Below are 23,338 nucleotides of genomic sequence, written 5' to 3' on the forward strand. Positions count from 1 at the left end.
AGGTCGCGGGTCAAAAGGGGGTCGGGGGGTTGAGGGTTCGCGCTAGTCATTACCGCCGGGCCTGGCATCCGCCGCAGGCCAGTAATAGGCGTCCGGCATGGCGCGCGCACCGAAGATGGCCTGACCGACACGCACCACGGTCGCACCTTCTTCTATGGCGATTTCGAAATCACCGGACATGCCCATGGACAGCTCCTCCAGCCCGACACCGGCCGGTGCGTCTTGGCGCAGGCGCTCGCGCAGTTCGCGCAGCAGCACGAAACAAGGGCGGACACGGGCGACGTCGGCAGAGAACAGTGCCAGCGTCATCAGGCCTCGCACGCGTAGCGCAGAGAACGCAGGTAGCGCACGCAAAAAGTCGGCGACCTCTTCGGGCGTCAGGCCGTACTTGCTGACCTCACCGGAGGTATTGACCTGGACGAACACATCCAGCTGCCGACCTTCGATTTGCAGGCGACGGTCCAGTGCCTCCGCCACACGCAGGCTGTCCAGCGCCTGGAACTCGCAGGCAAAACGAGCCACCTGCTTGACTTTATTGGTCTGCAGGTGGCCGATGACCGACCATTGCAGGTCGGTCAGGTCATCCATGGCTTTCCATTTACGCTGCGCTTCTTGCACCTTGTTCTCGCCCAGTAGCCGGCAACCCGCGGCGTAGGCCAGGCGCAGGTGTGCTTCGTCAAAGGTTTTGCTCACCGGCAGCAGACGCACGCTCGCCGAGTCACGACCGACACGCTGGCAGGCGCTGGCGATGCGCTGCTGCACTGCAGCCAGATTGCGGCGAAAGTCCTCAACGCTGTTGGCCTGCGGGTAGCGGCCGTGGTACTCGTGCAGGGTCAGGGTGTCGACTGCGGCGACCTCTTCAATACGAGCTTGCATCAGTTGGCGGCTCCTTTACGGGTGACAGGCTCGGCAGCAGGATTGACGACCGGCTCGCGACGCGGCAAACGGCCGTTGAGTACGGCGTACGCCACCAGACCAATCAGCAGCCCCCAGAACGCCCCGCCGATCCCGAACAACGTGATGTTGGCGGCGGCTGCCAGGAAGGTAATCAGCGAGGCTTCGCGGGATTTGGCATCGGCCATGGCGCTGGCCAGGCTGCCGCCGATAGTGCCCAGCAGGGCGAGCCCGGCCAGAGTAGTGATGAAGGCTGCCGGAAAGGCCATGAACAGCGCAGCGAGGGTCACACCGAAGACCCCGACGAAGATGTAGAAGACGCCCGCAGCAATGCCGGCGATCCAGCGCTTGGAGGGCTCTTCATGGGCTTCTTTGCCGGTGCAGATGGCTGCGGTAATCGCCGCGATGTTGAACGCGTGGGAACCAAAGGGCGCCATGAGCAAGGAACCTAGCCCGGTGATGGTCACGATCGGATTGGCACTGGTGCTGAACCCATCGTTGCGCAGCACCAGCATGCCAGGCATGTACTGACCGGTCAGGGTGATCAGAAACAGCGGTAGCGCGACACTGAGCAAGGCATTGAGCGAGAACTCAGGCAGGGTGAACACTGGTGCCGCGAGTTGCAGCTCCAGCCCCGACAAATCGACACGTTCCTGAATCAGCAGGAAGACCAGCCCCAGTGCCAGAATGCCCACCACCGCGTAGCGTGCGGTAAAGCGTTTGAGCACGATGTAGGCAACAATCAGCAACCCGACCAGCATCGGGTCAAGGCTCATGCCGCCAAAAGCACCGATGCCGAACTGCAGCAGGATACCGGCCAGCAACCCTGCGGCCACACCCGGCGGGATCAGTCGGATGACTTTTTCGAAATAGCCGGACAAGCCCAGCAGCACGAAGGCAGCGGCCGAGATCATGTAGGCGCCCACCGCCTCGGCATAGGGCGTGGTGGCCAAGGCGACGACCAGGAATGCCGCCGCGGGTGTCGACCAGGCGGTGATGATCGGCTCACGGGAAACCCAGCTGAGGAACAGCCCGGTAACGCCCACGCCAATCGACACGGACCATACCCACGAAGCCGTCAACTCAGGGCTCAGCCCAGCTACCTTGGCTGCCTGGAAGACCAGAATGAAGGTGCCGCCATAGTTGACGATGACCGAGATCAGACCGGCGACAATCGGATGAATGAGATCGCTGAGGCGAACAGGTGACCTGGATGCTGAAGAAGACATGGCTTTACTTTGCTCCTTGCAAAGCGAGGTGCTTGGCCTCGACTGGAAAGTGATTTATAGCGCTGCAATGGCCTGTTTAGCCCTGCGGCGGTCCTTGCCTTAGCCATGCACCCGGGCGAAGTCCTTCATGAAATCGGTCAATGCCTCGACAGCCAGCAGCGTGACCGCGTTATAGATACTGGCCCTGACGCCGCCGACCGAGGCATGGCCCTTGAGGCCTTTGAATCCGGACTGATCGGCCTGGTGCAGGAAGTCCTTTTCAAACGCGGTATCGGCGAGCACGAACGGCACGTTGTTGATCGAGCGAAACGGCACTTGCACACTGTTGCGATAGAACCCGTCGCTGTCGTCAATCGTGCGATACAGCAGCTCGGCCTTGGCCTGGTTGGTCTGGTGGATCTTCTCGATACCCCCGCAGCGTTGAATCCATTTGAGTGTCAAACCGGTGAGGTACCAGGCAAAGGTCGCCGGCGTATTGAGCATCGAATCCGCGTTGGCGATGTGCGCGTAATTTAGAATGTCGGGAGTTACCTCCAGCGCGGCATCGAGTAGCGCGGCGTCAATGATCACGATGGTAAGCCCCGCCGGCCCCATGTTCTTTTGCGCCGCGGCATAGATAAGGCCGTGTTTGGCCACATCAATGGGTTTGGAGAGCAGGCTTGAGCACGCGTCACAGACCAGAGGAACCGACACGCATGGCGCGCCGGCGAATTGCACGCCGTGTACCGTTTCGTTCTCTGTGTAGTGCAGATAAGCGGCGTTCGGGTTGAGGTTCCAGTCCGTCACGGCGGGGATGCGATCAAAGTCAGAAGCCTTGCTGCTGGCGGCGATACGAACGTCGCAGTAGCGCTGAGCAGCCTGGATGGCCTTGCCCGACCAGAGCCCGGTATGCAGATAGTCCGCAGTCCCTTTGTCGCCCAACAGGTTCATCGGCACCTGGGCAAACTGCTGCGAGGCGCCGCCCTGCACGAACAGCACCTTGTACTGGTTGGGCACCTGCAGAATCGCCCGCAGGTCCTGTTCGGCCTGATAAGCGAGTTCCATGAACACCTCTGAGCGATGGCTGACTTCCATCACCGACATGCCGGTACCGGCGAAATCGAAAAACTCTTCGTGCGCTTGCCGAAGCACTTCAAGCGGCAGCGCGGCTGGCCCTGCGCTGAAGTTGTGTGACCTTGCCATACCTTAATCCAGCCCTGTTCAAAGTTGCCCACCCAGCGATAGATCGCCGAGCACAAAGGCAATAGCGACGGACAGAGTCTACGGATAAACTGGCCTGCCTTTGCAGGCCAATTTATTCACATGAGGCAGACCGCATGGCGAAAACCTTCGAGCTCGAAACGCTGAAGATGCGACTCAACGATGCCGAGTTTCAGATGCTGGATCTGCATCAGCGGATTCAGCGAGCCCTGCGTGCACTGATCCTCGATGGTGCCCTTGACTCTGGCCTGAAGCTGCCGGCGACCCGGGCCCTGGCCAAGACGCTCGGCGTTGCCCGCGACACGGTCGAGAACGCCTATGTGCAATTGCACCGTGATGGCTTCATCGTGCGGCGCGAGGGCTCGGGCAGCTATGTATCCGAGACGGTTGGCACCGAATTACGCGGGGCTGCGCGCCGGCGCATGAAATTGCAAGACACCAAACGCAGCGAGGCGACGCCAGGATCGGGCTTGAGCCGGCGCGGCCGGATGATTTTCGACAGTGGTGGAGTTACCGATCAACAGGTGATCAAGGCCTTTGCCACAGGGCTGCCGGAAACCCGTACCTTTCCCACCGATATATGGGAACGCCTGCAACGCCAGGTCATGAAGGACTACCGGGGTAACGTCCTGCTGCATGGCGACCCGCAAGGCGCCGAGCCTCTGCGCAAGGCCATCGCCACCTACTTGAACCTCGAACGCGGGGCCAAATGCTCCCCCGACCAGATCCTGGTGTTGAGCAGTACTCGCCAAGCCCTGTTCCTGTGTGCCCAACTGCTAGTGGACGCCGGCAAACCGATCCTGCTGGAAAACCCGGGCTACTACGGCGCCAAGAAGGCCTTTGAAACGGCTGAGACCAAGGTCGTGCCCATTGACGTCGACGCACTGGGCATACGCACGGACCTGCTGCAGGCAGACCGCAGCGGCGCCAATTGCGTTTATGTCACGCCTTCTCATCAATACCCTACCGGGGCGACCTTACCGTTGGAACGCCGACTCGAGCTGATCAGATGGGCGACCGAGCATGGCAAGTGGATCATCGAGGACGACTACGACAGCGAGTTCCACTACGACGGGCTGCCGACCGCGTGCGTGCAGGGCCTGGACAAATACCAGCGCACGATCTACCTCGGTACCTTCAGCAAGACGCTCTATCCGGGGTTGCGGATGGGCTACATGGTGCTGCCTTTCGAGCTGGTCAAAGCTTTCACCTACGCGCGAAGCATCATGGACGGCCACACGCCACAGATCCTTCAGCTGACCCTGGCGCGCTTCATGGAAGACGGCCACTACAACTCCCACGTCCGGGCCATGCGCAAACTCTACGCCGGACGCCGTGCAACCATGCTCGATGCCATCGGCAAGCACCTGGACGGCATTGCCACGGCCTTACGCCCCCAAGGCGGGCTGCAGATTCCCTGCCTGCTGGCCGATGGCTGGTCGGAGGAAAAGACCATCCGCCAAGCCGCCAGCGCGGGCGTGCAACTGCCCGGCCTCAGCCGGCTGTACGCCGGCCAGGAAAAGAAACAAGGTTGGCTATTGGGCTATTCGTCCTTGGCCGCCTATGAAATCGAAGCGGCCATGCTGCGCCTGGCCAATGCGCTGAGCAAGAAATAGGACAGCGAATGGCTGGCCGAGCTGCAGGGTACCGTGCCCTTTTCTGCGCAACGCTACGGGGCAGACATGTTTCAGGCGCTGTCACGTGCCTACGATGAATGCCACGCGGTAACGCGCTCATGCGCGGGCTCAGGCTTGATCTTGAACCAGAGGGCGTACATCGCTGGCAGGAACACCAAGGTCAGCACGGTGCCGGCAAACGTACCGCCAATCAGGGTGTACGCCAGCGTTCCCCAGAACACCGAATGGGTCAGCGGAATGAACGCCAGCATCGCCGCCAACGCCGTGAGAATCACTGGCCGTGCACGCTGCACAGTGGCTTCGACCACTGCGTCATAAGGCGACAGACCGGCTTGCTTATTAGAGTGAATCTGGCCAATGAGGATCAGCGTGTTGCGCATCAGAATCCCTGACAAGGCAATCAATCCCACCAAGGCGTTGATCCCGAACGGCTGCTGGAACAGCAGCAGAATTGGCACCACTCCAATCAGGCCCAAAGGCGCGGTGGCGAACACCATCATCATTGCCGACATCGAGCGCACCTGAATGATGATGGTCAGCAACATCAGCGCGATCATGATCGGGAACAACGGCAACAATGCCTTGTTTGCTTTACCCGACTCCTCGATCGCGCCGGCAAACTCAATGCGGTAGCCCGCCGGCAGTTTTTCGATGATGGGCTGCAACTGCGTTATCAAGGCGTTGGAGACATCGGGGGGCTGAAGACCTTCAGCCACGTCACCGCGCACGGTGATGGTCGGCGTCCGATCACGACGCCGCAGGATGGGCTCCTCCATGCGCACATCCACCGCCCCTACCTGGGACAGCGAAACGCGCTGGCCTTGGACACCGGTCAGCGTGAAGGCGGCAATTTTCGATGGATCCAGACGCGTCTCACCAGCGGAGCGAGCGACCACCTGAACCGAACGAATGTCCTCACGCACCTCGGTGACAGGCACCCCCGTGAGCAGGAATTGCAGCTGTTGCGCGACATCGCTCGAGGTCAAGCCGAATGCTTGCAGGCGATCCTGATCCAGCGTGAGATGAAGTGCCGGCACGCGCTCGCCCAAGTCGGTGTTGACGGTCCTCATCATGGGGCTGACGCTCATGACCGCACGCACCTGAGCGGCGATATCCCGCAACACTGCGGGGTCGGCGCCCATCACCCGAAAGGCCACCGGATACGGTGAGTAAGGACCAAATACCAACTGCGTCACCCGCACGCGGGCTTCAGGCGCCAAACCATCGGCCGCGGCTTGCCTGAGCCGAATCTTGAGCGCCTCACGCTCTTGCTGATTCCGCGTCAGGACGACGATTTTTGCGAAGGACGGATCGGGTAGTTCAGGGGCCATCGCCAAGTAGAAGCGCGGCGCGCCCTGGCCAATGTAAGCGGTGACGATCTTGGCCTCCGGCTGCTGAGCCAACCACGCCTCGACCTTGGCCGCCGCCAAATCAGTCTGTTCGATAGAGGTGCCGTAAGGCATCTGCACCTCAACCAGCACCTCAGGTCGGTCGGACGTTGGGAAGAACTGCTTGTTGACCACGCCCATGCCCAGAATCGCAGCAACAAACAAGCCCACGACAGATGTCGCCACCAGGCCTTTGCGGCGGATCACACTGCCCAGCAGGCGCCTGAAACGCTGGTAGTTCGGTGTACCGTAAATCGCCGTATGCCCGCCTTCAGGCACCTTGATCTGCGGCAGCAGTTTGACGCCCAGGTAAGGTGTAAACACCACGGCCACCACCCAGGAGGTGATCAGCGCGATGCCAACGATCCAGAACATGTTCGCGGTGTACTCACCAGCGGTCGACTTGGCAAAACCGTTGGGCATAAAGCCGATCGCCGTCACCAACGTTCCCGACAACATCGGCGCGGCCGTGTGGCTCCAGGCATAAGCGGAGGCCTTGATTCGGTCGTAGCCCTCCTCCATCTTCACCACCATCATTTCAATGGCAATGATTGCATCGTCCACCAGCAGTCCCAGCGCCAGAATCAACGAGCCCAGGGTAATTCGATCAAAGTCCTTGCCCGTGGCCGCCATGACAATGAACACGGCCGCCAGGGTCAGCGGCACCGCCGCGGCAACCACAACGCCGACACGCCAGCCCATGCTGAGAAAACACACCAGCAGCACCACGCCCAAGGCAGCAAAAAACTTCACCATGAACTCGTTGACGGAGGCGCCAATATTCACCGCCTGATCCGTGACCTTGGTCAGGCTCATGCCCAAAGGCATCTGCTCGTTGATCGCTGTGGCCTCAGCGTCCAGCGACTTCCCCAAATCCAGGCCGTTCCAGCCGTCGCGCATGACCACGCCGAGCAACAGTGCCGGCTCGCCGTTGTTGCGTACCAGGAACGTCGCGGGGTCCTCATAACCACGCTTGACCTCAGCCACATCGGACAACTTGAGGGTTCTGCCCTGCACTGTCAGCGGGGTATTGCGAATCTTCTGCAGGTCATCAAACGCGCCATCCAGGCGGATGAAAACCTGGGGCCCCTTCGCTTCTACCGAACCGGCCGGCGTTATCATGTTTTGCGTGTTCAACGCACTGAAGATGTCTCGTGCAGAAATGCCCAGTGTCGCCAGACGCTCGTAGGACAGCTCGACAAAAACGCGCTCGGCCTGTTCACCGATGATGTTGACCTTCTTCACACCCGCTACATGCAGCAAACGCTGGCGCAAGCTCTCGGCTTCGCGCACCAACAGACGTTGGGGCTCGCCCTTGGCCTTGAGCGCATAGAGCGCGAAGGTGACATCGGAATACTCATCATTGACCATCGGGCCGATCACCCCAGACGGTAACCCCTTCTGCTCATCCAGAATTTTCTTGCGCGCCTGGTAAAACTCCTCCTGGACGGCTGAAGGCGGCGTGCTGTCGAGCAGGTACACCGTAGTGAATGCCAAGCCGGGCCGGGTAAAGGTCTCGGTCCGATCGTACCAACGCAGTTCTTGCATGCGTTTTTCCAGCTTTTCTACCACCTGGTCTTGCATCTCCTGGGCCGTCGCCCCAGGCCAGGCGGTGACCACCGTCATTTGTTTAATGGTGAATGCAGGGTCTTCCGCACGCCCCAGTTTGAAGAAGGCGTACAACCCACCCACAGAAATCAGCAGGATCAAAAACAGGGTGATTGAGCGCTCGCGTACGGCCAGCGCCGAAAGATTGAAGCCGCTCATCGACTTACCTCAACCACTGAATTTTGCGGAGCATCGGCGAGTTCAGTCCTGACCTTCTCTCCCTCGCTCAGCAAGTGAGCACCCAATGCGACAACACGATCACCCACCTGCAGATCCCCCGTCACGCGCACGCTGGCCTCATTATTCAGGCCGCGAACCTTGATCGGGCGCCATGCCACCTGCTCAGGTTCCCCGCCCACCACCCAGACCCCCGGGCCTTTACCGGCGTCGTAGAGGGCCCCCATGGGCACCTGTAATTCCTTGGCATCAGCAACATCCGTGTCAGCGATAACCACTGAGATCGTCGAACCCAGGGTGGCGTTGGAGAGCGCCCCCTCCAGCACATAACGCGCTTCAAACGTTCGGGTCTGTCGGTCCGCAGAGTCGGACAGCTGGCGTAAACGCGCTTTACCTGCAGTCTGGTGCTGGCCGTATAGCTCAACCGTCGCCGCCGAGCCCAGCGCAGGACGTAGCGTCTCGGGTAACTGGATCACGGCCTCGCGCTGCCCTGAATGGGCAACGCGTACCACCACCTGCCCTGCGCCAACTACCTGCCCCGGCTCCGCCAAGGTATCCACTACCACCCCGTCAGCATCCGCCAGCAACGTCGAATAACCGGTCGCGTTTTTCGCCACATCAGCCTGGGCCTGGGCAGCGTTGAGTTGGGCTTTCGCCGAGTCGGCAGCTGCTTTGAACCCTGCGTAAGCTGAAGCAGATACCGCTCCGACGGACACCAGATCACGGTAGCGAAGCTCGTCATCGGAGGCCTGCCGGGCTCGGGCCATGGCGGCCAGTACCGCTTCCTGCTGTGCCCGCGCGGTCAGCGTCAGGTCGTTGGCATCGATGCGCATAAGGGGCTGCCCGCGCTTGACACTCTGCCCAGAGTCCACCAAGCGCTCCAAGACTTTCCCAGGCACCCGAAAACCGAGATCGCTCTGAACTCGAGCCGCGACGATACCGGTGAATACCCGTGCCGCAGGTGCTGAGGGTTGAACCACACCAATGCGCACCAAGGGCATCTGGAGACGAGGATCTGCAGGCGTGGCCTCGTTGCAGGCCGTCAGGGCAAACGGCAACAAGCCAATGAAAATGAATGACAGGTGGGGGCGCTGGATCATAGAGACCTCTCAGTAGCGGATGCCCCATGTTTATTCAAGTGACCATTTCTGTCAATAGTCACTACCGAGATGAAGGAACATCGCCCACTTGATCAGAGCAAAGCAAAGAGGCTCGATATCTAGTTTTTTCAGGCGCACACGCTGATACGGATGCGCAGTGCATCCGTCAGCAGAGGTTTAAGGCATCAGGCTGCGCAGAACAAGATTGGAGATGAGAGAAGGGGCTTCTTCAACAAAATCGAGGTTGTACTGCAATAGCAGAGGATTGATGAAGGGCCGCAGAGCGAGATGAATCGCCTCTACCGTCTCGTCCAGCGGAGTCTTGCGTTCAAACTCGCCGAGTTCTCGCCCCTCACGCACGATTTGCAACACAAAGTTCTTGATCTGAGCGTCATAGACTTGCGAGCTCGGCCAGCGCTCCGACGCGGAGAACGCTGCGATGTCATAGAGTTTGCGGTCGTTAAAGAACAGGCTCACACCTGTAGCGATTAGGGTTTTGACCAATCGCCGAAAACGCTCAGTCGGCGAGATGCCGTCTGCATTGATGGCCTGCTCCACAGCTGCAACGATTTCCGTCAGGCAATTTGTACAGATAGCGTTACCAATCGCCTGCTTGGATTCAAAGAACTTGTAGATGTAAGCCTTGGAAAAACCGATGGCCTTGGCTAGGTCAGAAACCGTTGTTTTACCGTAACCGTACTGACTGAAATGCTCGTTGGCCGCCGCGACAATCTGGTCTCGGATGTCGTGATCGGCTGGGCCACGGGCGCTGGGCGAAGAAACGGATGGCTGATTCATGCGAGCAGCTTACTCATCCCAAAGGCGGTTGACAACTTGTGACCAAATTGTAATATCGTCACAAACCGACCCTTTCGCAGGTATCGCATGCACCCTCCTCCTCGTTTCGCCGTCTTACTGTGTTTGGGTATGGTTGCAGGTTGCGCAGTGGGCCCCGACTACTCAAAACCCCGTGTGGAATTGCCCGAGCATTTCTCCGCGCAAACGTCCAAGGCACGACAACTGGGCGCCGCAAATGACGATCTCGCCGCTTGGTGGAACGCATTTAATGACCCAATACTCAGTCAGCTGATAAATCGAGCACTTGAACAGAACCTCGATTTAGCCCAGGCAAACGCAAGGATCGAGCAGGCTCGCGCCGGTTTGGGCGCAGCTAACGCAGCCCTCCTGCCGTCGGCTACCGTCAATGGTCAAGCGGCCCGAGCCCGTCAGTCATTGGAGACTCCGTTGGGCCAAGTGCTGAATTCAGACCCTTCCTATAATCGCTACGGCAGTGCCTATGAGGCGAACTTGAATGCCGGCTGGGAGCTGGATGTGTTTGGCGGGCTGCGCCGAGGTAAAGAAGCGGCCTTCGCCGATTATCAGGCCTCGCAAGCCGGAGCGATTGCCACACGCCTGGCAGTGGTCGCGCAAACAGCCGACCTTTACATCAGCATCCGTGGCCTGCAAGCACGCCTGGAAATTGCCCGGCAGCAAGTAGACACACGACAACAACTGCTCACCACCATCGAACATCTCTACGCAAAAGGCCTGGCGGCTGAACTGCAGTTGAACCAGACCCAAGGCGCGCTGAACCAAGCGCAGGCCACCGTGCCGGTACTGCAAGCAGGCATTGACACGGCAATGAATGCGCTGGATGTCATGTTGGGCAAGGCGCCCGGCACTTACAGCGCGCAGTTGACTAAGCCGGCGCCCATCCCTGAGGTGCCAGGCCTCTCGGACATGGGCGCTCCAGCCGACCTGCTGCGTCGGCGTCCAGACTTGATCGTCGCGGAGCGCCGTCTTGCGGCATCCAGCGCGCGCATCGGCGAAGCCATGTCCGAGTACTACCCCAAACTGTCTGTGGCTGCGCTGCTCGGCAGTGCTACATCGGTATCCAGCGCAAACCTGTTCAGCAACGGCGCCAGTCAGGCTTCGGCGGCACTGGGATTACGCTGGCGGCTGTTCGATTTTGGCCGCATCAACGCCCAGATTGATTTGGCAAAGGGCCAGGAAGCCGAAGCCTTGGCCGCTTACCGCCAGTCCGTTCTGCGGGCCTGCGAAGATGTGGAAAGCGCTGTTTCGGCACGGATCAACCGCGAGCAACAATCGACCCAGCTCGCCCAGGGCGAGTCGGCGTATGCGAAAGCCAGAGCGACATCGTTTGCCGCCTATGAAAAAGGCGTGGTCAGCTTGATCGAAGTGCTGGATGCCGATGAACATCTCCTAGCGGCATCTGATGGCAGAGCCCAGGCACAAACTGAATCGGCTCGCGCTGCAGTGGCCACGTTCAAAGCATTGGGCGGCGGTTGGCAGCGAGACGACTCAGATGCTCGCGTTGTCTCAAAAAGAGCGGAAACTCGAATGTTTTTTCCTGATCCAGGGATATCGAAAGAACTCCAATAAAATACGGGCTGGATTAGGATAATCGTAGGGATATGAATACTAAAAAACAAAATAATTTCATTGTAAAACAAATGCTTATTTATCTGTTCGAGTCCATGTCGTCGACAAGGTTCGGAGATCAAAATCTCTGAGCACAAAAAACCCGCCTTCTGGCGGGTTTTTTCGTTTTGGCGTTTCTTGTTCATGCCTGAGACTTCATCGTCTGCCTGGGCAACTCTCCAAACCGCTGCCGATAGTAATTGGCAAACCGCCCCACATGCCCGAACCCGAACTCCAGCGCCACTTCAGTCACACTGGCGTGCGGCCGCGCCAGCAAGTATTCCCGCGCGGCTTCAAGCCGTAATCCGCGCAACCGGTCCATCGGGCTTTGCCCGTATTCGCGCTGGCATAGCGTGTTCAAGCTGCGAATGCTCACCCCGGCGGCTACCGCGAGCTCAGCCAGGCTGATGCCCTGCGCAAGGTGTTCGCGCATACAACTGTCGATTTTTTGCAGTTGGCGGGTAGGCTGCCGCGGCGAAGGCGACTCTTGTTGCGCAACGCCACAATGGCTGAGCAGAAACAGCGGCAGGCTTTGCTCCAGATGCTGCAACCAGCGCGAAGGCGTTGCGCTCGCTTCGCCCTCGGGCAAGTGCTCCAGCAACTCGCTGACCAGTCGAAACCAGCGCATCGCCAGTGGCCGTTGCAGGCGGCTGACCGGCGCCAACGTGAAGCCCGACGGCAAGTCATCGGCCAGCGCCCTCTGGCTGGCGTCGAGCAATGCCCGGGGCAGTTTGAGGATCAGTTGCTCACAGCCCTCCTCCCACACCACACGCGCGTGTTCACGCGGGGACAGAATCGCCACTTCTCCGGGGCTGACGCCATAGCCCATGCCGTCGGACTCAAGGGTGGCATTGCCGCGCAGCGGCATCTGTACCAGCACGAAATCTTCGAAAGGCTGCGGCCGGATCTCTACCTGGCCGCCGTAGCGCAGCGCATACAGTTCGCAACTGGCGACCTGGCCGCGATAGAACGCCGTATCGACACCGCCCCGCGGCCAATCCAGCTCATGCTCCACCAGCACTTGCCTCATCAACCGCTGGGTTTCCTGCGCCGAGCGGCTGGTAAAGACCGGCTCGCGGCACATCAGCGACAAGTTCAGGCCCACACTGTTGGCGGTGGCCGCGTGTAAAGTCGTCATTTCAAAGCGACCGGTTGCGACGGGCTTCGCTGCGTTGCAGGGTGGCACTGGGCGTTTCGTTGAACAGCTTGCGGTATTCGCTGGCGAACCGGCCCAGATGCGAGAACCCCCAGCACATCGCGATCACGGAGATGTTGCGCACCGAGGCGTCTTCGAGGATTTCCTGGCGCACCGCGCCGAGGCGATACTTTTTCAGGTAAGCCATGGGCGAGACGCCGAAGTGCTTGCGAAAGCCTTCGAACAGTTTGAAGCGGGACACTCCTGCTGCCGCCTCGATGTCTTCCAGGTGCATGTCTTCGCGGGCGTTGCTTTCGATGAAGTCCTTGGCGCGCACCAGGTAGTACGGCAACTTGACGCCCAGTTGGTCACGCAGTTCGGCACTGTAGTTGTTGGGCTGGGAAAGGATCAGGCCCTTGATCAGCGCGCTTTCGATATCGCGGGTGAAGAACACTTGATTGAACAGATCCTGGCCGCGCTCCAGCTCATCGATGTAGTAACGGGCCAGCCGCCACCAGGAGGCAGAGGCACCGTTGACCGCATCCATCACCGGCTCGAATTTCAGCGGCATTTCCAGCGGGCGTTGCAGCATGCCTTCCAGGGTCTGGCGCATGGCCATGCGGGTGATCACCACGGAGATCTTGTGGCAGTCACCGGCCATGGTCAGTGCCTGGGTTTCGTGGGGGGTTACGATCAGGCCCTGGTCCTGGTTGGAGTACAACCGGCGACCGTCCTTGAGCAGCTCCTGTTCGCCACGAATCGGCAGGCTGAGGCTGTAGCAATTGAGGTGTTCGGCATCCTCGACGCCGATGGTCACGTCGGTGCCGTATTCCATCCGGCCCAAGGTCGTGGACATGGATTTGAACACATTGGCCTTGTGGTGAAACTGAATCCGGTTTGGCTGGCTGGTCTGCAGTTCGTGCGGCCCGCAAATACCGGCCATCCACGCGCGGGCACCGGCCAGGTCGTAGCGATCTATGCGGATATCTCGAAACTGGGCAACATTTGGTTCGGTCATCTCAGTACACCCACGGCAATGGACATCGACACGCTCTTCGGCGCGTATTTTCATTGGGTTTGCAAGGGCTATGCCCAGCCGGTGCGAACAGGCGATATCCGCATTTTTTGGCTAGTAATCGGAAACTATCTGGATATCGAACGCGCTGTGCGGCGTTGATGCGCACAGCAACGGTGCCGGCAAGGGTCAACGCCATGGGTAATGCGCTACCCAAGGCGTCACTTCAGCGCACAACCGCGTTCGATTTGAGGGCAGGACGTTACCAAAATTTCCAGGTGTAAGTGGTGATCAGGCGGTTCTCCACCCAGTCATTGCCGTGGCTGAATTTGGCAACGACGTTGCCGGCCTCCACCCCCACGCCTTTGAGCGGGCCACTTTGCACCACATAAGACAGCACCAGGTCACGCTCCTGCTCCGCCGCCTGGCTGAGGTTGTCGCCACGGTCCACCGACGTACCCTTGAAGTAGCGGGTCATGAAATTCAGGCCGGGCACGCCGAGGGCGGCGAAATCGTAGTCATAACGGGCCTGCCAGGATTTTTCGTTGGGCTTGATGAACCCCACCCGCGACCAGTTCACCAGAAACGGCTGCGGGACAAAACCGCCCAGGGTCGGGAAGTTGCTGTCGCCGAGCATGCGCTGATATCCCACGCCAAAGCGGTGCCCGCCCTTTTTCAGCGAGGTCATGGCACCGTAGGAGCGGTTGTCGATGTCGCCGTAGAGGGCATCGCCGTCTTCGCTGTTGTTGAAGTAACGCAGGTCGGTCTTTAGCCCATAACCGTCGCCCAGATCCGCCAGATGGGTGATACCCAGGTAGTGCTGTTGATAGATGTCTTCCAGTTGCGCGTAGAAGTAGGTGCCGGTCAGCGAAGGAGTGAAGGCATAACTGGCGCCGGCGAGGTTAAGGCCGTCGCTGCCGTGGCGCACGCCGGAACCGGTCTGCAGGTACAGCTTTTCGTAGTTGGAGGAGTTACGCGCCCCGATCTCCGTCAGCCGTCCGGCGGTCAATGTCAGACGGTCGACTTCCTTGGACTCGAGCAAGGCACCGCGATAGGTCGTGACCAGTTGGCGCGAATCGTCAATGATCACCACGGGCAGCAACGGCCGCAACTCACCGACTTTCAGCTCGGTTTTCGAGTAGCGCATTTTCAGCGTCACACCGCCACGGCCGTATTCATCGGCCTGCTCCTGACGGCTCTGGCTGTAAGGGATGATGGTGTCATCGCCGCGCCCGCCACCGCCGTCCAGACGATAGGCATACTGCGCCTCTGCATCGAGGCCGAACTGCACCGGGCCTTCGGTATAGCCGGAGGCGAAACGCAGGTCGAAACCCTGGGTCCAACTGCCCACTCGCGAATGGGGCGGGTTGTTCTCCTTGTAATCCCGATCAATGTAAAAGTTGCGGGTACCCAACGTCAGCTTGCTGTCGTTGACCACATCCGCCTGTGCCAACAATGGCGTCAACAAGCCAACTGTTTGAACCCCCCGAACTAACCACGCTTTATGCAACATATTATTTCTTCCCCCGGCCGCTTATATAGCAACACATGAATAGAAGGCACTTCTGGTACGGAACCCAAGGCCATGAGAGATGGCAGTTTCCAGCGACCTGCAGCGAGACACTCTGGTGGTGCTTCGATTGAAATTAAGCCGCAACAAGTTCGTCAGCGGCTATCCCGTTACTGAACGACAAATAGCCATTTGCTCAGCCGACAAGCGCGACAAAAGCCAGTGTTTACGGGGATAGATCGCCGACAGTCGAGTATCAGGGCTTATTTTCCGGATGGGTTTCCACTAATAAGCGGATAGACCCTGCCAGCCACCACGGCGTTAAATTAACCCATGAATTAGCCCATTGGCCGAGGACTGGGATATGACAACTGCACGAAGTGTCGAACAGTGGAAAAATTACATAGAAAGTTGCCTGGACTTCCGCCCGCAAGACGGTGTTTATCGTATTGCCCGCGATATGTTTACCGACCCGGAATTGTTCGATCTGGAAATGGAACTGATTTTCGAGAAGAACTGGATCTACGCCTGCCACGAAAGCGAGATCGCCAATAATCACGACTTCATGACGATGCGTGCCGGGCGCCAGCCGTTGATCATCACCCGTGATGGTGAAGGTCGTCTCAACGCCCTGATCAACGCCTGCCAGCACCGCGGCACCACCCTCACCCGCGTCGGCAAGGGCAACCAGTCAACCTTCACCTGCCCCTTCCACGCCTGGTGCTACAAAAGCGACGGGCGACTGGTGAAGGTCAAGGCGCCGGGCGAATACCCCGAAGGCTTCGACAAGGCCACCCGCGGCCTGAAAAAGGCCCGTATCGAAAGCTACAACGGCTTTGTGTTCGTCAGCCTCAACGTGGAGGGCACCGACACCCTGGAAGACTTCCTCGGTGACGCCAAGGTGTTCTTCGACATGATGGTGGCGCAGTCGCCTACCGGTCAGCTCGAAGTGCTGCCGGGCAAGTCGGCCTACACCTACGACGGCAACTGGAAACTGCAGAACGAGAACGGCCTGGACGGTTATCACGTGAGCACTGTCCACTACAACTACGTGGCCACTGTGCAGCACCGCCAGCAGGTCAACACCGAAAAAGGCCTGAGCGCCGGCGACACCCTGGACTACAGCAAGCTGGGTGCCGGCGACAAGGAAACCGACGACGGCTGGTTCGCGTTCCACAACGGTCACAGCGTGCTGTTCAGCGACATGCCCAACCCGGCCGTGCGCCCGGGCTACGCCAGCATCATGCCGCGCCTGGTCAAGGAACATGGCCAGGGCAAGGCCGAGTGGATGATGCATCGCCTGCGCAACTTGAACGTCTACCCGAGCATGTTCTTCCTCGACCAGATCAGCTCGCAACTGCGGATCATCCGCCCGCTGGCCTGGAACAAAACCGAGATCAACAGCTTCTGCCTGGGTGTGGTCGGCGAATCGGATGCCGATCGGGAAAACCGCATTCGCCAGTTCGAAGACTTCTTCAACGTGTCCGGCATGGGCACCCCCGATGACCTGGTGGAGTTTCGTGAAGCCCAGCGCGGCTTCCAGGCCCGCCTGGAACGCTGGAGCGACATTTCCCGTGGCGAAGGCAAGTGGGTCAAAGGCGCCACCCGCAACAGCGAAGCCATTGGCATCGCGCCGGCACTGACCGGCACCGAGTTCACCCATGAAGGCCTGTACGTCAACCAGCACGCCAACTGGCAACGCTTTTTGCTCGAAGGCCTGGCGCGCAAGGCGGCCGAACAACAACCGTTGAAACTGCGTGAGGTGTGAACATGAATTCGCAACTGCAATACCGCATCGAGCAATTTCTTTACCGCAACGCCGAGGCCTGTGATGCCCAGGACTGGGACACCTACCTGGCCATGTTCAGTGACGACAGCGAGTTCCACCTGCCGCAATGGGATTCGGAGCACGTCTACACCACCGACCCGAAAAAAGGCATGTCGCTGATCTACTACCCCAACCGGGGTGGCCTGGAAGACCGGGTGTTCCGCATTCGCACCGGCAAGGCGGCGTCGACCATTCCGATGCCGCGCACCCTGCACCTGATCAGCAACGTGCGCATCGTGCCGCTGCAGGATGATGAGCTGGAGGTGCGCGTCAACTGGAGCACCCTGTACTACCGCATGCAAACCGCTGAACAGTTCTTCGGCCGCGCCACCTATCGCCTGCGCCCCGACGGCGAGAGCTGGAAGATCGCCCGCAAACACGTGGTGCTGCTCAACGACACGATCAACTCCGTACTCGATTTCTACCACCTCTGAACCCTGCGGATTAACGCCCATGACGTACAAGGTCGCCTTCAGTTTCGCCGACGGCAAAACACTCTTCTGCAACGTGCAGAACAATGAAATCCTGCTCGACGCGGCCCTGCGCAGCGGGATCAAGATTCCGTTGGACTGCCGCGAAGGGGTTTGCGCGACGTGCCAGGGCCGCTGTGAATCCGGACAGTACACCCAGGACTACGTGGACGATGAAGCGCTGTCGGCCGGCGACCTGGCTGAGCGCAAGGTGCTGACCTGCCAGACACGTGTGCAGTCGGACGCCGCTTTCTACTTCGATTTCGATTCCAGCCTCTGCGGCAGCAGCGGCCCGAGCAGTCTGCAAGGCACCGTGAGCGAGGTGCGACAGGTCTCCCCGACCACCGCGATCGTGCACGTGGAAGTCGGCGCAGCAGGCGCGGCGCTGGACTATCTGCCGGGCCAGTACGCACGCCTGCAAGTACCGGGCACCGAGCATCGGCGCTCGTACTCCTTTGCCTGCGCGCCGGGCAGCAGCAACTTGCAGTTCCTCATTCGCCTGCTGCCCAGCGGCGTGATGACCGACTATGTACGCGATCGATGCCAGGTCGGTGACGTGATTCACATGGAAGCGCCGCTGGGTGCCTTCTACTTGCGCCATATCGACCGCCCGCTGGTGATGGTGGCCGGCGGCACCGGGCTGTCGGCGTTCCTCGGCATGCTCGACCAGATCGCCGAGCAGCATGGCTGCGGTCACCCGGTACACCTCTACTACGGCGTGCGCGAGGCCGCGGACCTGTGTGAGGTCTCGCGCATCGAGGCCTATGCCGCCAGGATCCCGGGGTTCCGTTTCACACCCGTGGTCAGCAACCCCGACCCCGACTGGCCGGGCAAGACCGGCTATATCGCCGAACACCTGGAGTTGGCCGAGCTGCGTGACCAGCCGTTCGACCTGTACCTGTGCGGCCCGCCGCCAATGGTCGAGTCGATCAAGGACTGGCGTCAGCAGCAAGACCTGGATCAAAGCCGCCTTTACCTGGAGAAGTTCACCGAGAGCAACAGCTGACACAGCGACCCATAACAACAATCAATCGGCCCGACCGAACACTGAATCACTGCCCTCATCGATATCTACCGTGCGTTGGCACGACCTACTTCATAGGCCGCCTCATGAAAAACCTGGTATTGCGTGCATGTCTGGCAACCTCCCTCTGCGCAGCGACGGCTGCCCAGGCCGTGGAGCCTGTCCGAATCGGCTTCATCACCACCCTCTCCACCCCCGCCGGCTACCTGGGCGAAGACTCGCGAGATGGCTTTCAGCTGGCGATCGATCAGGAAGGCGGCAAGCTCGGCGGCGTGCCGGTGCAACTCATCGTGGAAGATGATGGCCTGCAACCGGCCAAGGCCAAGCAGATCGCCGACCGCATGAGCCTGGACGGTATCTCGCTGTACACCGGGGTGATTTTTTCCAACGTGCTGGCGGCCGTGATCAACACCGCCACCAAGGACGGTTTCTACGTCAGCAACAACACCGCGCCCTCGACCCTGGCCGGTGAAAAGTGCATGGCCAACTACTTCGTCGGCTCCTACCAGAACGACACCCCGCACGAAATGGCCGGTGTCGCCGCCAATGAGCTGGGCTACAAGAAGATGGTGATCCTGGCGCCCAACTATCAGGGCGGCCGTGACGCACTGGCCGGCTTCAAGCGCACCTTCAAGGGCGAAGTGACCGAGATCTACACCAAGCTCAACCAGCTGGATTTCTCGGTGGAACTGGCGCGCGTGCGTGCGCTGGCGCCGGATGCGATCTTCCAGTTTCACCCGGGCGGCGGCGGTATCAACTTCGCCAAGCAATACGGCGGCTCGGGCCTGTCGGCGCACATCCCGATGGTGGTACCGGTGTTCTCCATGGATGAACGCATGCTCGCCGCCACCGGCGAAGTGGCCAAGGGCACCAACATCGTCACCCTGTGGAACCCGCAATCGGACAACCCGGCCAACCAGGCCTTCGTCAAGGCTTTCACCGAGAAATACAAGCGCGTCCCGACGGTGTATGCCGCCCAGACTTACGACACGGCCCGACTGATCGGCGCCGCCCTGAAAACCTCCCAGGGCAATCTCAAAGACCAGGCGGCCTTCCGCGCGGCCATGAAGAACGTCAAGTTCGATTCCATTCGCGGTGACTTCAGCTTCGCCCAGAACCAGCACCCGGTGATCGACTGGTACCTGCTGCAAGTGCAGGCCGGCGCCGACGGCAAGCTGATCGAAGTGCCGATCAAGACCCTGGCGACCCGCCACGTCGACAGCTACGCCGCTCAATGCTCGATCTGACCGGCACCTGAATCCCGTCCTCGCCCTGCAGCACAACTGCGGGGCGTTTTCATGAGGAACGCAGCAATGTTATTGCTCGAACAGATTCTCAACGGCCTGCAATACAGCGCCTTGCTGTTTCTGCTGGCCTCAGGCCTGACCCTGATTTTCGGCATCATGGGCGTGATCAACCTGGCCCACGGTGCCTTCTACATGGTCGGCGCTTTCTGTGCCGCCTACACCGCCATGGCCACCGGTTCGTTCTGGCTGGGTGGCCTGGCCGCGCTGATCGGCTCGGCCTGTTACGGCGCGCTGATCGAAACCTCGATCATGCGCCGCCTCTACAATCGCGATCACCTGGATCAGGTGCTGGCGACTTTGGCCGTGGTGTTTTTCAGCAACGAACTGCTGACCCTGATCTTCGGCCGCAGCCCACCGGCGATGCCCACGCCCCAATGGTATTCAAGTTTTGTCGAAGTGCTGCCAGGGCTGATGTACCCGGTCAGCCGGCTGCTGTTTATCGCCGCAGGGCTCGTGGTGGCAGTCGGCATGTGGCTGCTGATCAACCACACGCGCCTGGGCATGCTGATTCGCGCCGGTGCCGACGACCATGAAATGGTCGGCGCGCTGGGCGTCAACATCGCCCGGCTGTACACCTTGGTGTTCGTATTCGGCTGCGTGCTGTGCGGCCTGGCCGGTTTCATGGCGGCACCGCTGCTGTCGGTGGAGATCGGCATGGGTGAAAAGATCTTGATCACCACTTTCGTGGTCATCGTCGTCGGCGGTGTCGGCTCGGTGCGCGGCGCGTTGGTGGGAGCCTTGCTGATCGGCATGGTCGATAGCCTGGGCCGTGCCTACATTCCGCCGCTGCTGGACCAACTGCTGCCCAGCGAAACCAGCGGCACCCTGAGCGCCGGGCTGATTTCCGCCAGCGCCTACATCGTCATGGCCCTGGTGCTGCTGGTGCGCCCGCGCGGCCTGCTGCCGGCCCGCGCCTGAGGAGAACGCTATGTCACCACGCCTCATCATCGACCTTGCGTGCCTGGCGACCTTCGCCTGCATGCCGCTGCTGGCCCACTGGTTACACGAACCTTACCTGGTCAGCTTTTTCACTCGTCTTGCAATCTACGGCATGGCGGCCATCAGCCTGGACCTGCTGATCGGCTATGGCGCCATGGTCAGCTTCGGCCATGCCGCGTTCTTCGGCCTGGGCGGTTACATCGTTGGCATCATTGCCTTTCACACTTCCCAAGGCCTGCCGCTGTGGGGCTGGGAAGGCAGCAACAGTGCGCTGGTGGTGTGGCCGCTGGCCCTGCTGGTGTGCGCGCTGCTCTCGCTGCTGGTGGGTTACCTGTCGCTGCGCACCAGCGGCGTGCAGTTCATCATGATCACACTGGCGTTCGGCCAGATGCTCTACTTCGTGCTCGGCTCGCTGTCGCTGTACGGAGGCGACGACGGCATTCTGCTCAACGAGCGCAATACCTTCGGCGCACTGGATCTGGGTGACGCCAACCACTTCTACTACCTGTGCGTGGTCTTGCTGTCCGGCTGGTTGCTGCTGTGCCGGCGACTGGTCAATTCACGATTCGGTTTTGTCCTGCGCGGGCTCAAGCAGAGCGAGCGGCGCAGCGTCAGCCTGGGCCTCAAACCCTTGCGCTATCGCCTGACGGCGTTTGTGATCGCCGGCACCGGCGGTGGCCTGGCCGGGATTCTGTGGGCCAACTACGCGCTGTTCGTCAGCCCCGACATGGGCGCCTGGCACAAGTCCGGCGAGCTGATGGCGATGGTGATCCTCGGCGGCGTCGGCACCCTGCTCGGCCCACTGCTGGGCGCGGCCACTTACCTGGGCCTTGAACAGGTACTGAGCCAGTGGACCGAGCACTGGATGCTGATCTTCGGCCCCCTGCTGTTACTGGTGGTGCTGTTCGGCAAGAAAGGCGTCTACGGTTTGCTGCTGAGCCTGTTGCAGCGCAAGCCGAAGGTGGTTGCCGTCAAACCGAACGCCGCCGTGGAGGCACGCCCATGAGCGCACAACTGTCGATTCGTGATCTACACAAAGCCTTCGGTGCAGTAAAAGCCACCAATGGCGCCAGCCTCGAACTGCTCAAGGGCGAACTGCACGCCATCATCGGCCCCAACGGCGCTGGCAAGTCCACTTTGATCGCACAGATTGCCGGCGAGATTTTCCCCGACCAGGGCCAGATTCATCTCAATGGCCAGGACATCACCCGCGTACCGGCCTGGCAGCGGCCGCGCCTGGGACTGGCGCGGGCCTTCCAGGTCAGCCAGCTGTATACCGAGTTCACCCTGCTGGAAAACGTCGCCCTGGCCATCGCCGCCCGCGACGGCAAGACGTTCGGCATGTGGCGTCCGCTGAGCCGCGACACCCGCCTGCTGGAGCCGGCGCTGGGCTACTTGCAGCAGGTGGGCCTGGGCCTTCGCGCGCAAGACCCGGTCCACGAACTTTCCCATGGAGAACGGCGGCAACTGGAGATCGCCCTGGCACTGGCTCAGGAAGCTTCGGTGCTATTGCTCGATGAGCCGATGGCCGGGATGGGGGCCGACGAATCCGCGCGCATGACCGAGCTGCTGCACAGCCTCAAGGGCCGTTACGCGATCCTGCTGGTCGAACACGACATGGACGCGGTATTCGCCCTCGCCGACCGCATCACGGTGCTGGTGTACGGCCAGACAGTGCTGACCGGCAGCGTCGAACAAGTGCGCAACGACCCGCAAGTACGGGCCGCTTACCTGGGAGAAGAACATGCTTGAAGTTCAAGGCTTGAAAGCGGGCTATGGCTTGAGCCAGGTGTTGTTCGACATGCACCTGAGCATCGAGCAGGGCCAGGTGGTGTCGCTCATCGGCCGCAACGGCATGGGCAAGACCACCACGGTCAAATCAATCATGGGGTTGCTCAAGCCCAGCGCCGGCAGCATCCGCATCAACGGCACGGAAATGCGCGGTGCAGCACCCTATCGCATCGCCAAGGCCGGCCTGGGGCTGGTGCCGGAGGGCCGACGCGCCTTCGGCACCTTGAGTGTGCGGGAAAATCTGCTGGCCACCGCCACGCGGGGCAAGTGGGATTTGGCGCGAGTCTATGAACTGTTCCCGCGCTTACTGGAGCGCCAGGAGCAGCTGTCACGCACGCTGTCGGGTGGCGAGCAGCAGATGCTGGTGGTCGGCCGCGCGCTGCTGACCAACCCCAGCCTGCTGATTCTTGACGAAGCCACTGAAGGCTTGGCGCCGATCATTCGCGAGCAGATCTGGAGTTGCCTGGCCACCCTCAAGGCTGAGGGCGAGACGATTCTGGTGATCGACAAGAACCTCAAGGAAATGGCGCGAGTGGTCGACCGCCATCACATTATCGAGAAGGGACGACAGGTCTGGGATGGCACACCGCTGGAGCTGGCCGCTCAACCCGAACTGTCGCAACGCTACCTGGGAGTGTGAGCAA

General features: G+C 60.5%; 19 protein-coding genes. 10 read left to right on the forward strand and 9 right to left on the reverse strand.

All coding sequences use genetic code 11. The annotated features are described in order from the left end of the window. Nucleotides 1-42: 42 nt before the first annotated feature. From AC3IT6_RS19545 to serC, 3 genes are all read right to left on the reverse strand, one after another. Nucleotides 43-876 (reverse strand): YggS family pyridoxal phosphate-dependent enzyme, encoded by an 834-nt coding sequence (locus AC3IT6_RS19545; protein ID WP_489352089.1) that lies wholly within the window; start codon nucleotides 874-876, stop codon nucleotides 43-45. Beyond that, nucleotides 876-2,123 carry a benzoate/H(+) symporter BenE family transporter gene (locus AC3IT6_RS19550; RefSeq protein WP_489352091.1) on the reverse strand — a complete coding sequence of 416 codons (1,248 nt, stop codon included), beginning with the start codon at nucleotides 2,121-2,123 and terminating at the stop codon, nucleotides 876-878. Before AC3IT6_RS19550 ends, AC3IT6_RS19545 begins: the two co-directional genes overlap by 1 nt. 99 nt (nucleotides 2,124-2,222) lie before the next feature. Further along, nucleotides 2,223-3,305, reverse strand: a complete 1,083-nt coding sequence (serC, locus tag AC3IT6_RS19555) for a 3-phosphoserine/phosphohydroxythreonine transaminase (protein ID WP_489352093.1) — start codon at nucleotides 3,303-3,305, stop codon at nucleotides 2,223-2,225. 134 nt (nucleotides 3,306-3,439) lie between these two features. Here serC and pdxR point away from each other — a divergent pair, with 134 nt between their 5' ends. Continuing rightward, nucleotides 3,440-4,939, forward strand: coding sequence for a MocR-like pyridoxine biosynthesis transcription factor PdxR (gene pdxR, locus AC3IT6_RS19560; protein ID WP_489352095.1), 1,500 nt, complete (start codon nucleotides 3,440-3,442; stop codon nucleotides 4,937-4,939). A gap of 89 nt (nucleotides 4,940-5,028) precedes the next feature. On the opposite strand, the gene AC3IT6_RS19565 is transcribed toward pdxR, so the two are convergent. The 3 genes from AC3IT6_RS19565 to AC3IT6_RS19575 all read right to left on the reverse strand — a co-directional run bounded on the left by AC3IT6_RS19565 (nucleotide 5,029) and on the right by AC3IT6_RS19575 (nucleotide 10,031). Further along, the gene (locus tag AC3IT6_RS19565) at nucleotides 5,029-8,115 is read right to left on the reverse strand and encodes an efflux RND transporter permease subunit (RefSeq protein WP_489352097.1); all 3,087 of its coding nucleotides are present in this window, start codon (nucleotides 8,113-8,115) and stop codon (nucleotides 5,029-5,031) included. Next, complete coding sequence (locus tag AC3IT6_RS19570; protein WP_489352099.1) at nucleotides 8,112-9,233, reverse strand: efflux RND transporter periplasmic adaptor subunit; 1,122 nt, start codon at nucleotides 9,231-9,233, stop codon at nucleotides 8,112-8,114. Before AC3IT6_RS19570 ends, AC3IT6_RS19565 begins: the two co-directional genes overlap by 4 nt. Before the next feature lie 177 nt (nucleotides 9,234-9,410). Beyond that, on the reverse strand, nucleotides 9,411-10,031 hold the full coding sequence (locus tag AC3IT6_RS19575) for a TetR/AcrR family transcriptional regulator (RefSeq protein ID WP_109633246.1): 621 nt from the start codon (nucleotides 10,029-10,031) through the stop codon (nucleotides 9,411-9,413). A gap of 87 nt (nucleotides 10,032-10,118) precedes the next feature. Between AC3IT6_RS19575 and AC3IT6_RS19580 the strand changes: the two genes are divergently transcribed. Further along, nucleotides 10,119-11,636 carry an efflux transporter outer membrane subunit gene (locus AC3IT6_RS19580; RefSeq protein ID WP_489352102.1) on the forward strand — a complete coding sequence of 506 codons (1,518 nt, stop codon included), beginning with the start codon at nucleotides 10,119-10,121 and terminating at the stop codon, nucleotides 11,634-11,636. 181 nt (nucleotides 11,637-11,817) lie between these two features. Here AC3IT6_RS19580 and AC3IT6_RS19585 read toward each other — a convergent pair whose 3' ends face one another. The 3 genes from AC3IT6_RS19585 to AC3IT6_RS19595 all read right to left on the reverse strand — a co-directional run bounded on the left by AC3IT6_RS19585 (nucleotide 11,818) and on the right by AC3IT6_RS19595 (nucleotide 15,338). After that, nucleotides 11,818-12,813 carry an AraC family transcriptional regulator gene (locus tag AC3IT6_RS19585; RefSeq protein ID WP_489352104.1) on the reverse strand — a complete coding sequence of 332 codons (996 nt, stop codon included), beginning with the start codon at nucleotides 12,811-12,813 and terminating at the stop codon, nucleotides 11,818-11,820. A gap of 1 nt (nucleotide 12,814) precedes the next feature. Beyond that, nucleotides 12,815-13,828 (reverse strand): AraC family transcriptional regulator, encoded by a 1,014-nt coding sequence (locus AC3IT6_RS19590; RefSeq protein WP_223448392.1) that lies wholly within the window; start codon nucleotides 13,826-13,828, stop codon nucleotides 12,815-12,817. A 259-nt stretch (nucleotides 13,829-14,087) separates the two neighbouring features. Next, nucleotides 14,088-15,338, reverse strand: coding sequence for an OprD family porin (locus tag AC3IT6_RS19595; RefSeq protein ID WP_489352107.1), 1,251 nt, complete (start codon nucleotides 15,336-15,338; stop codon nucleotides 14,088-14,090). Between the two features lie 361 nt (nucleotides 15,339-15,699). Here AC3IT6_RS19595 and antA point away from each other — a divergent pair, with 361 nt between their 5' ends. The 8 genes from antA to AC3IT6_RS19635 all read left to right on the forward strand — a co-directional run bounded on the left by antA (nucleotide 15,700) and on the right by AC3IT6_RS19635 (nucleotide 23,334). Continuing rightward, the gene (gene antA, locus AC3IT6_RS19600; protein WP_489352109.1) at nucleotides 15,700-17,103 is read left to right on the forward strand and encodes an anthranilate 1,2-dioxygenase large subunit; all 1,404 of its coding nucleotides are present in this window, start codon (nucleotides 15,700-15,702) and stop codon (nucleotides 17,101-17,103) included. 2 nt (nucleotides 17,104-17,105) lie between these two features. Further along, entirely contained in the window at nucleotides 17,106-17,597 is a 492-nt protein-coding gene (gene antB, locus AC3IT6_RS19605; RefSeq protein WP_150755152.1) for an anthranilate 1,2-dioxygenase small subunit, read from the forward strand. Between the two features lie 19 nt (nucleotides 17,598-17,616). Then, nucleotides 17,617-18,639, forward strand: a complete 1,023-nt coding sequence (gene antC, locus AC3IT6_RS19610) for an anthranilate 1,2-dioxygenase electron transfer component AntC (RefSeq protein ID WP_489352112.1) — start codon at nucleotides 17,617-17,619, stop codon at nucleotides 18,637-18,639. Between the two features lie 104 nt (nucleotides 18,640-18,743). After that, a complete protein-coding gene (locus tag AC3IT6_RS19615; RefSeq protein WP_489352114.1) occupies nucleotides 18,744-19,904 on the forward strand; it encodes an ABC transporter substrate-binding protein in 1,161 nt (386 codons plus the stop codon). Between the two features lie 66 nt (nucleotides 19,905-19,970). Continuing rightward, complete coding sequence (locus tag AC3IT6_RS19620; RefSeq protein WP_489352116.1) at nucleotides 19,971-20,882, forward strand: branched-chain amino acid ABC transporter permease; 912 nt, start codon at nucleotides 19,971-19,973, stop codon at nucleotides 20,880-20,882. Nucleotides 20,883-20,892: 10 nt separating this feature from the next. Continuing rightward, complete coding sequence (locus AC3IT6_RS19625; RefSeq protein WP_489352118.1) at nucleotides 20,893-21,909, forward strand: branched-chain amino acid ABC transporter permease; 1,017 nt, start codon at nucleotides 20,893-20,895, stop codon at nucleotides 21,907-21,909. Beyond that, nucleotides 21,906-22,655 carry an ABC transporter ATP-binding protein gene (locus tag AC3IT6_RS19630; RefSeq protein ID WP_489352120.1) on the forward strand — a complete coding sequence of 250 codons (750 nt, stop codon included), beginning with the start codon at nucleotides 21,906-21,908 and terminating at the stop codon, nucleotides 22,653-22,655. Before AC3IT6_RS19625 ends, AC3IT6_RS19630 begins: the two co-directional genes overlap by 4 nt. Next, entirely contained in the window at nucleotides 22,648-23,334 is a 687-nt protein-coding gene (locus AC3IT6_RS19635) for an ABC transporter ATP-binding protein (RefSeq protein ID WP_423505495.1), read from the forward strand. The genes AC3IT6_RS19630 and AC3IT6_RS19635 overlap by 8 nt, the downstream gene beginning before the upstream one ends. The last annotated feature ends 4 nt before the right edge of the window (nucleotides 23,335-23,338 follow it).

Source organism: Pseudomonas sp. KH_017 (genome assembly GCF_057840285.1).

Bases quoted from the DNA above. Each gene is read 5' to 3' on its own strand.
- AC3IT6_RS19570 (WP_489352099.1), bottom strand. From the start codon at position 9,233: ATGATCCAGCGCCCCCACCTGTCATTCATTTTCATTGGCTTGTTGCCG.
- AC3IT6_RS19615 (WP_489352114.1), top strand. From the start codon at position 18,744: ATGAAAAACCTGGTATTGCGTGCATGTCTGGCAACCTCCCTCTGCGCA.
- AC3IT6_RS19590 (WP_223448392.1), bottom strand. From the start codon at position 13,828: ATGACCGAACCAAATGTTGCCCAGTTTCGAGATATCCGCATAGATCGC.
- AC3IT6_RS19550 (WP_489352091.1), bottom strand. From the start codon at position 2,123: ATGTCTTCTTCAGCATCCAGGTCACCTGTTCGCCTCAGCGATCTCATT.
- antC (WP_489352112.1), top strand. From the start codon at position 17,617: ATGACGTACAAGGTCGCCTTCAGTTTCGCCGACGGCAAAACACTCTTC.
- AC3IT6_RS19635 (WP_423505495.1), top strand. From the start codon at position 22,648: ATGCTTGAAGTTCAAGGCTTGAAAGCGGGCTATGGCTTGAGCCAGGTG.
- AC3IT6_RS19585 (WP_489352104.1), bottom strand. From the start codon at position 12,813: ATGACGACTTTACACGCGGCCACCGCCAACAGTGTGGGCCTGAACTTG.
- antA (WP_489352109.1), top strand. From the start codon at position 15,700: ATGACAACTGCACGAAGTGTCGAACAGTGGAAAAATTACATAGAAAGT.
- AC3IT6_RS19575 (WP_109633246.1), bottom strand. From the start codon at position 10,031: ATGAATCAGCCATCCGTTTCTTCGCCCAGCGCCCGTGGCCCAGCCGAT.
- serC (WP_489352093.1), bottom strand. From the start codon at position 3,305: ATGGCAAGGTCACACAACTTCAGCGCAGGGCCAGCCGCGCTGCCGCTT.
- AC3IT6_RS19620 (WP_489352116.1), top strand. From the start codon at position 19,971: ATGTTATTGCTCGAACAGATTCTCAACGGCCTGCAATACAGCGCCTTG.
- AC3IT6_RS19565 (WP_489352097.1), bottom strand. From the start codon at position 8,115: ATGAGCGGCTTCAATCTTTCGGCGCTGGCCGTACGCGAGCGCTCAATC.
- AC3IT6_RS19625 (WP_489352118.1), top strand. From the start codon at position 20,893: ATGTCACCACGCCTCATCATCGACCTTGCGTGCCTGGCGACCTTCGCC.
- antB (WP_150755152.1), top strand. From the start codon at position 17,106: ATGAATTCGCAACTGCAATACCGCATCGAGCAATTTCTTTACCGCAAC.
- AC3IT6_RS19595 (WP_489352107.1), bottom strand. From the start codon at position 15,338: ATGTTGCATAAAGCGTGGTTAGTTCGGGGGGTTCAAACAGTTGGCTTG.
- AC3IT6_RS19580 (WP_489352102.1), top strand. From the start codon at position 10,119: ATGCACCCTCCTCCTCGTTTCGCCGTCTTACTGTGTTTGGGTATGGTT.
- AC3IT6_RS19545 (WP_489352089.1), bottom strand. From the start codon at position 876: ATGCAAGCTCGTATTGAAGAGGTCGCCGCAGTCGACACCCTGACCCTG.
- pdxR (WP_489352095.1), top strand. From the start codon at position 3,440: ATGGCGAAAACCTTCGAGCTCGAAACGCTGAAGATGCGACTCAACGAT.
- AC3IT6_RS19630 (WP_489352120.1), top strand. From the start codon at position 21,906: ATGAGCGCACAACTGTCGATTCGTGATCTACACAAAGCCTTCGGTGCA.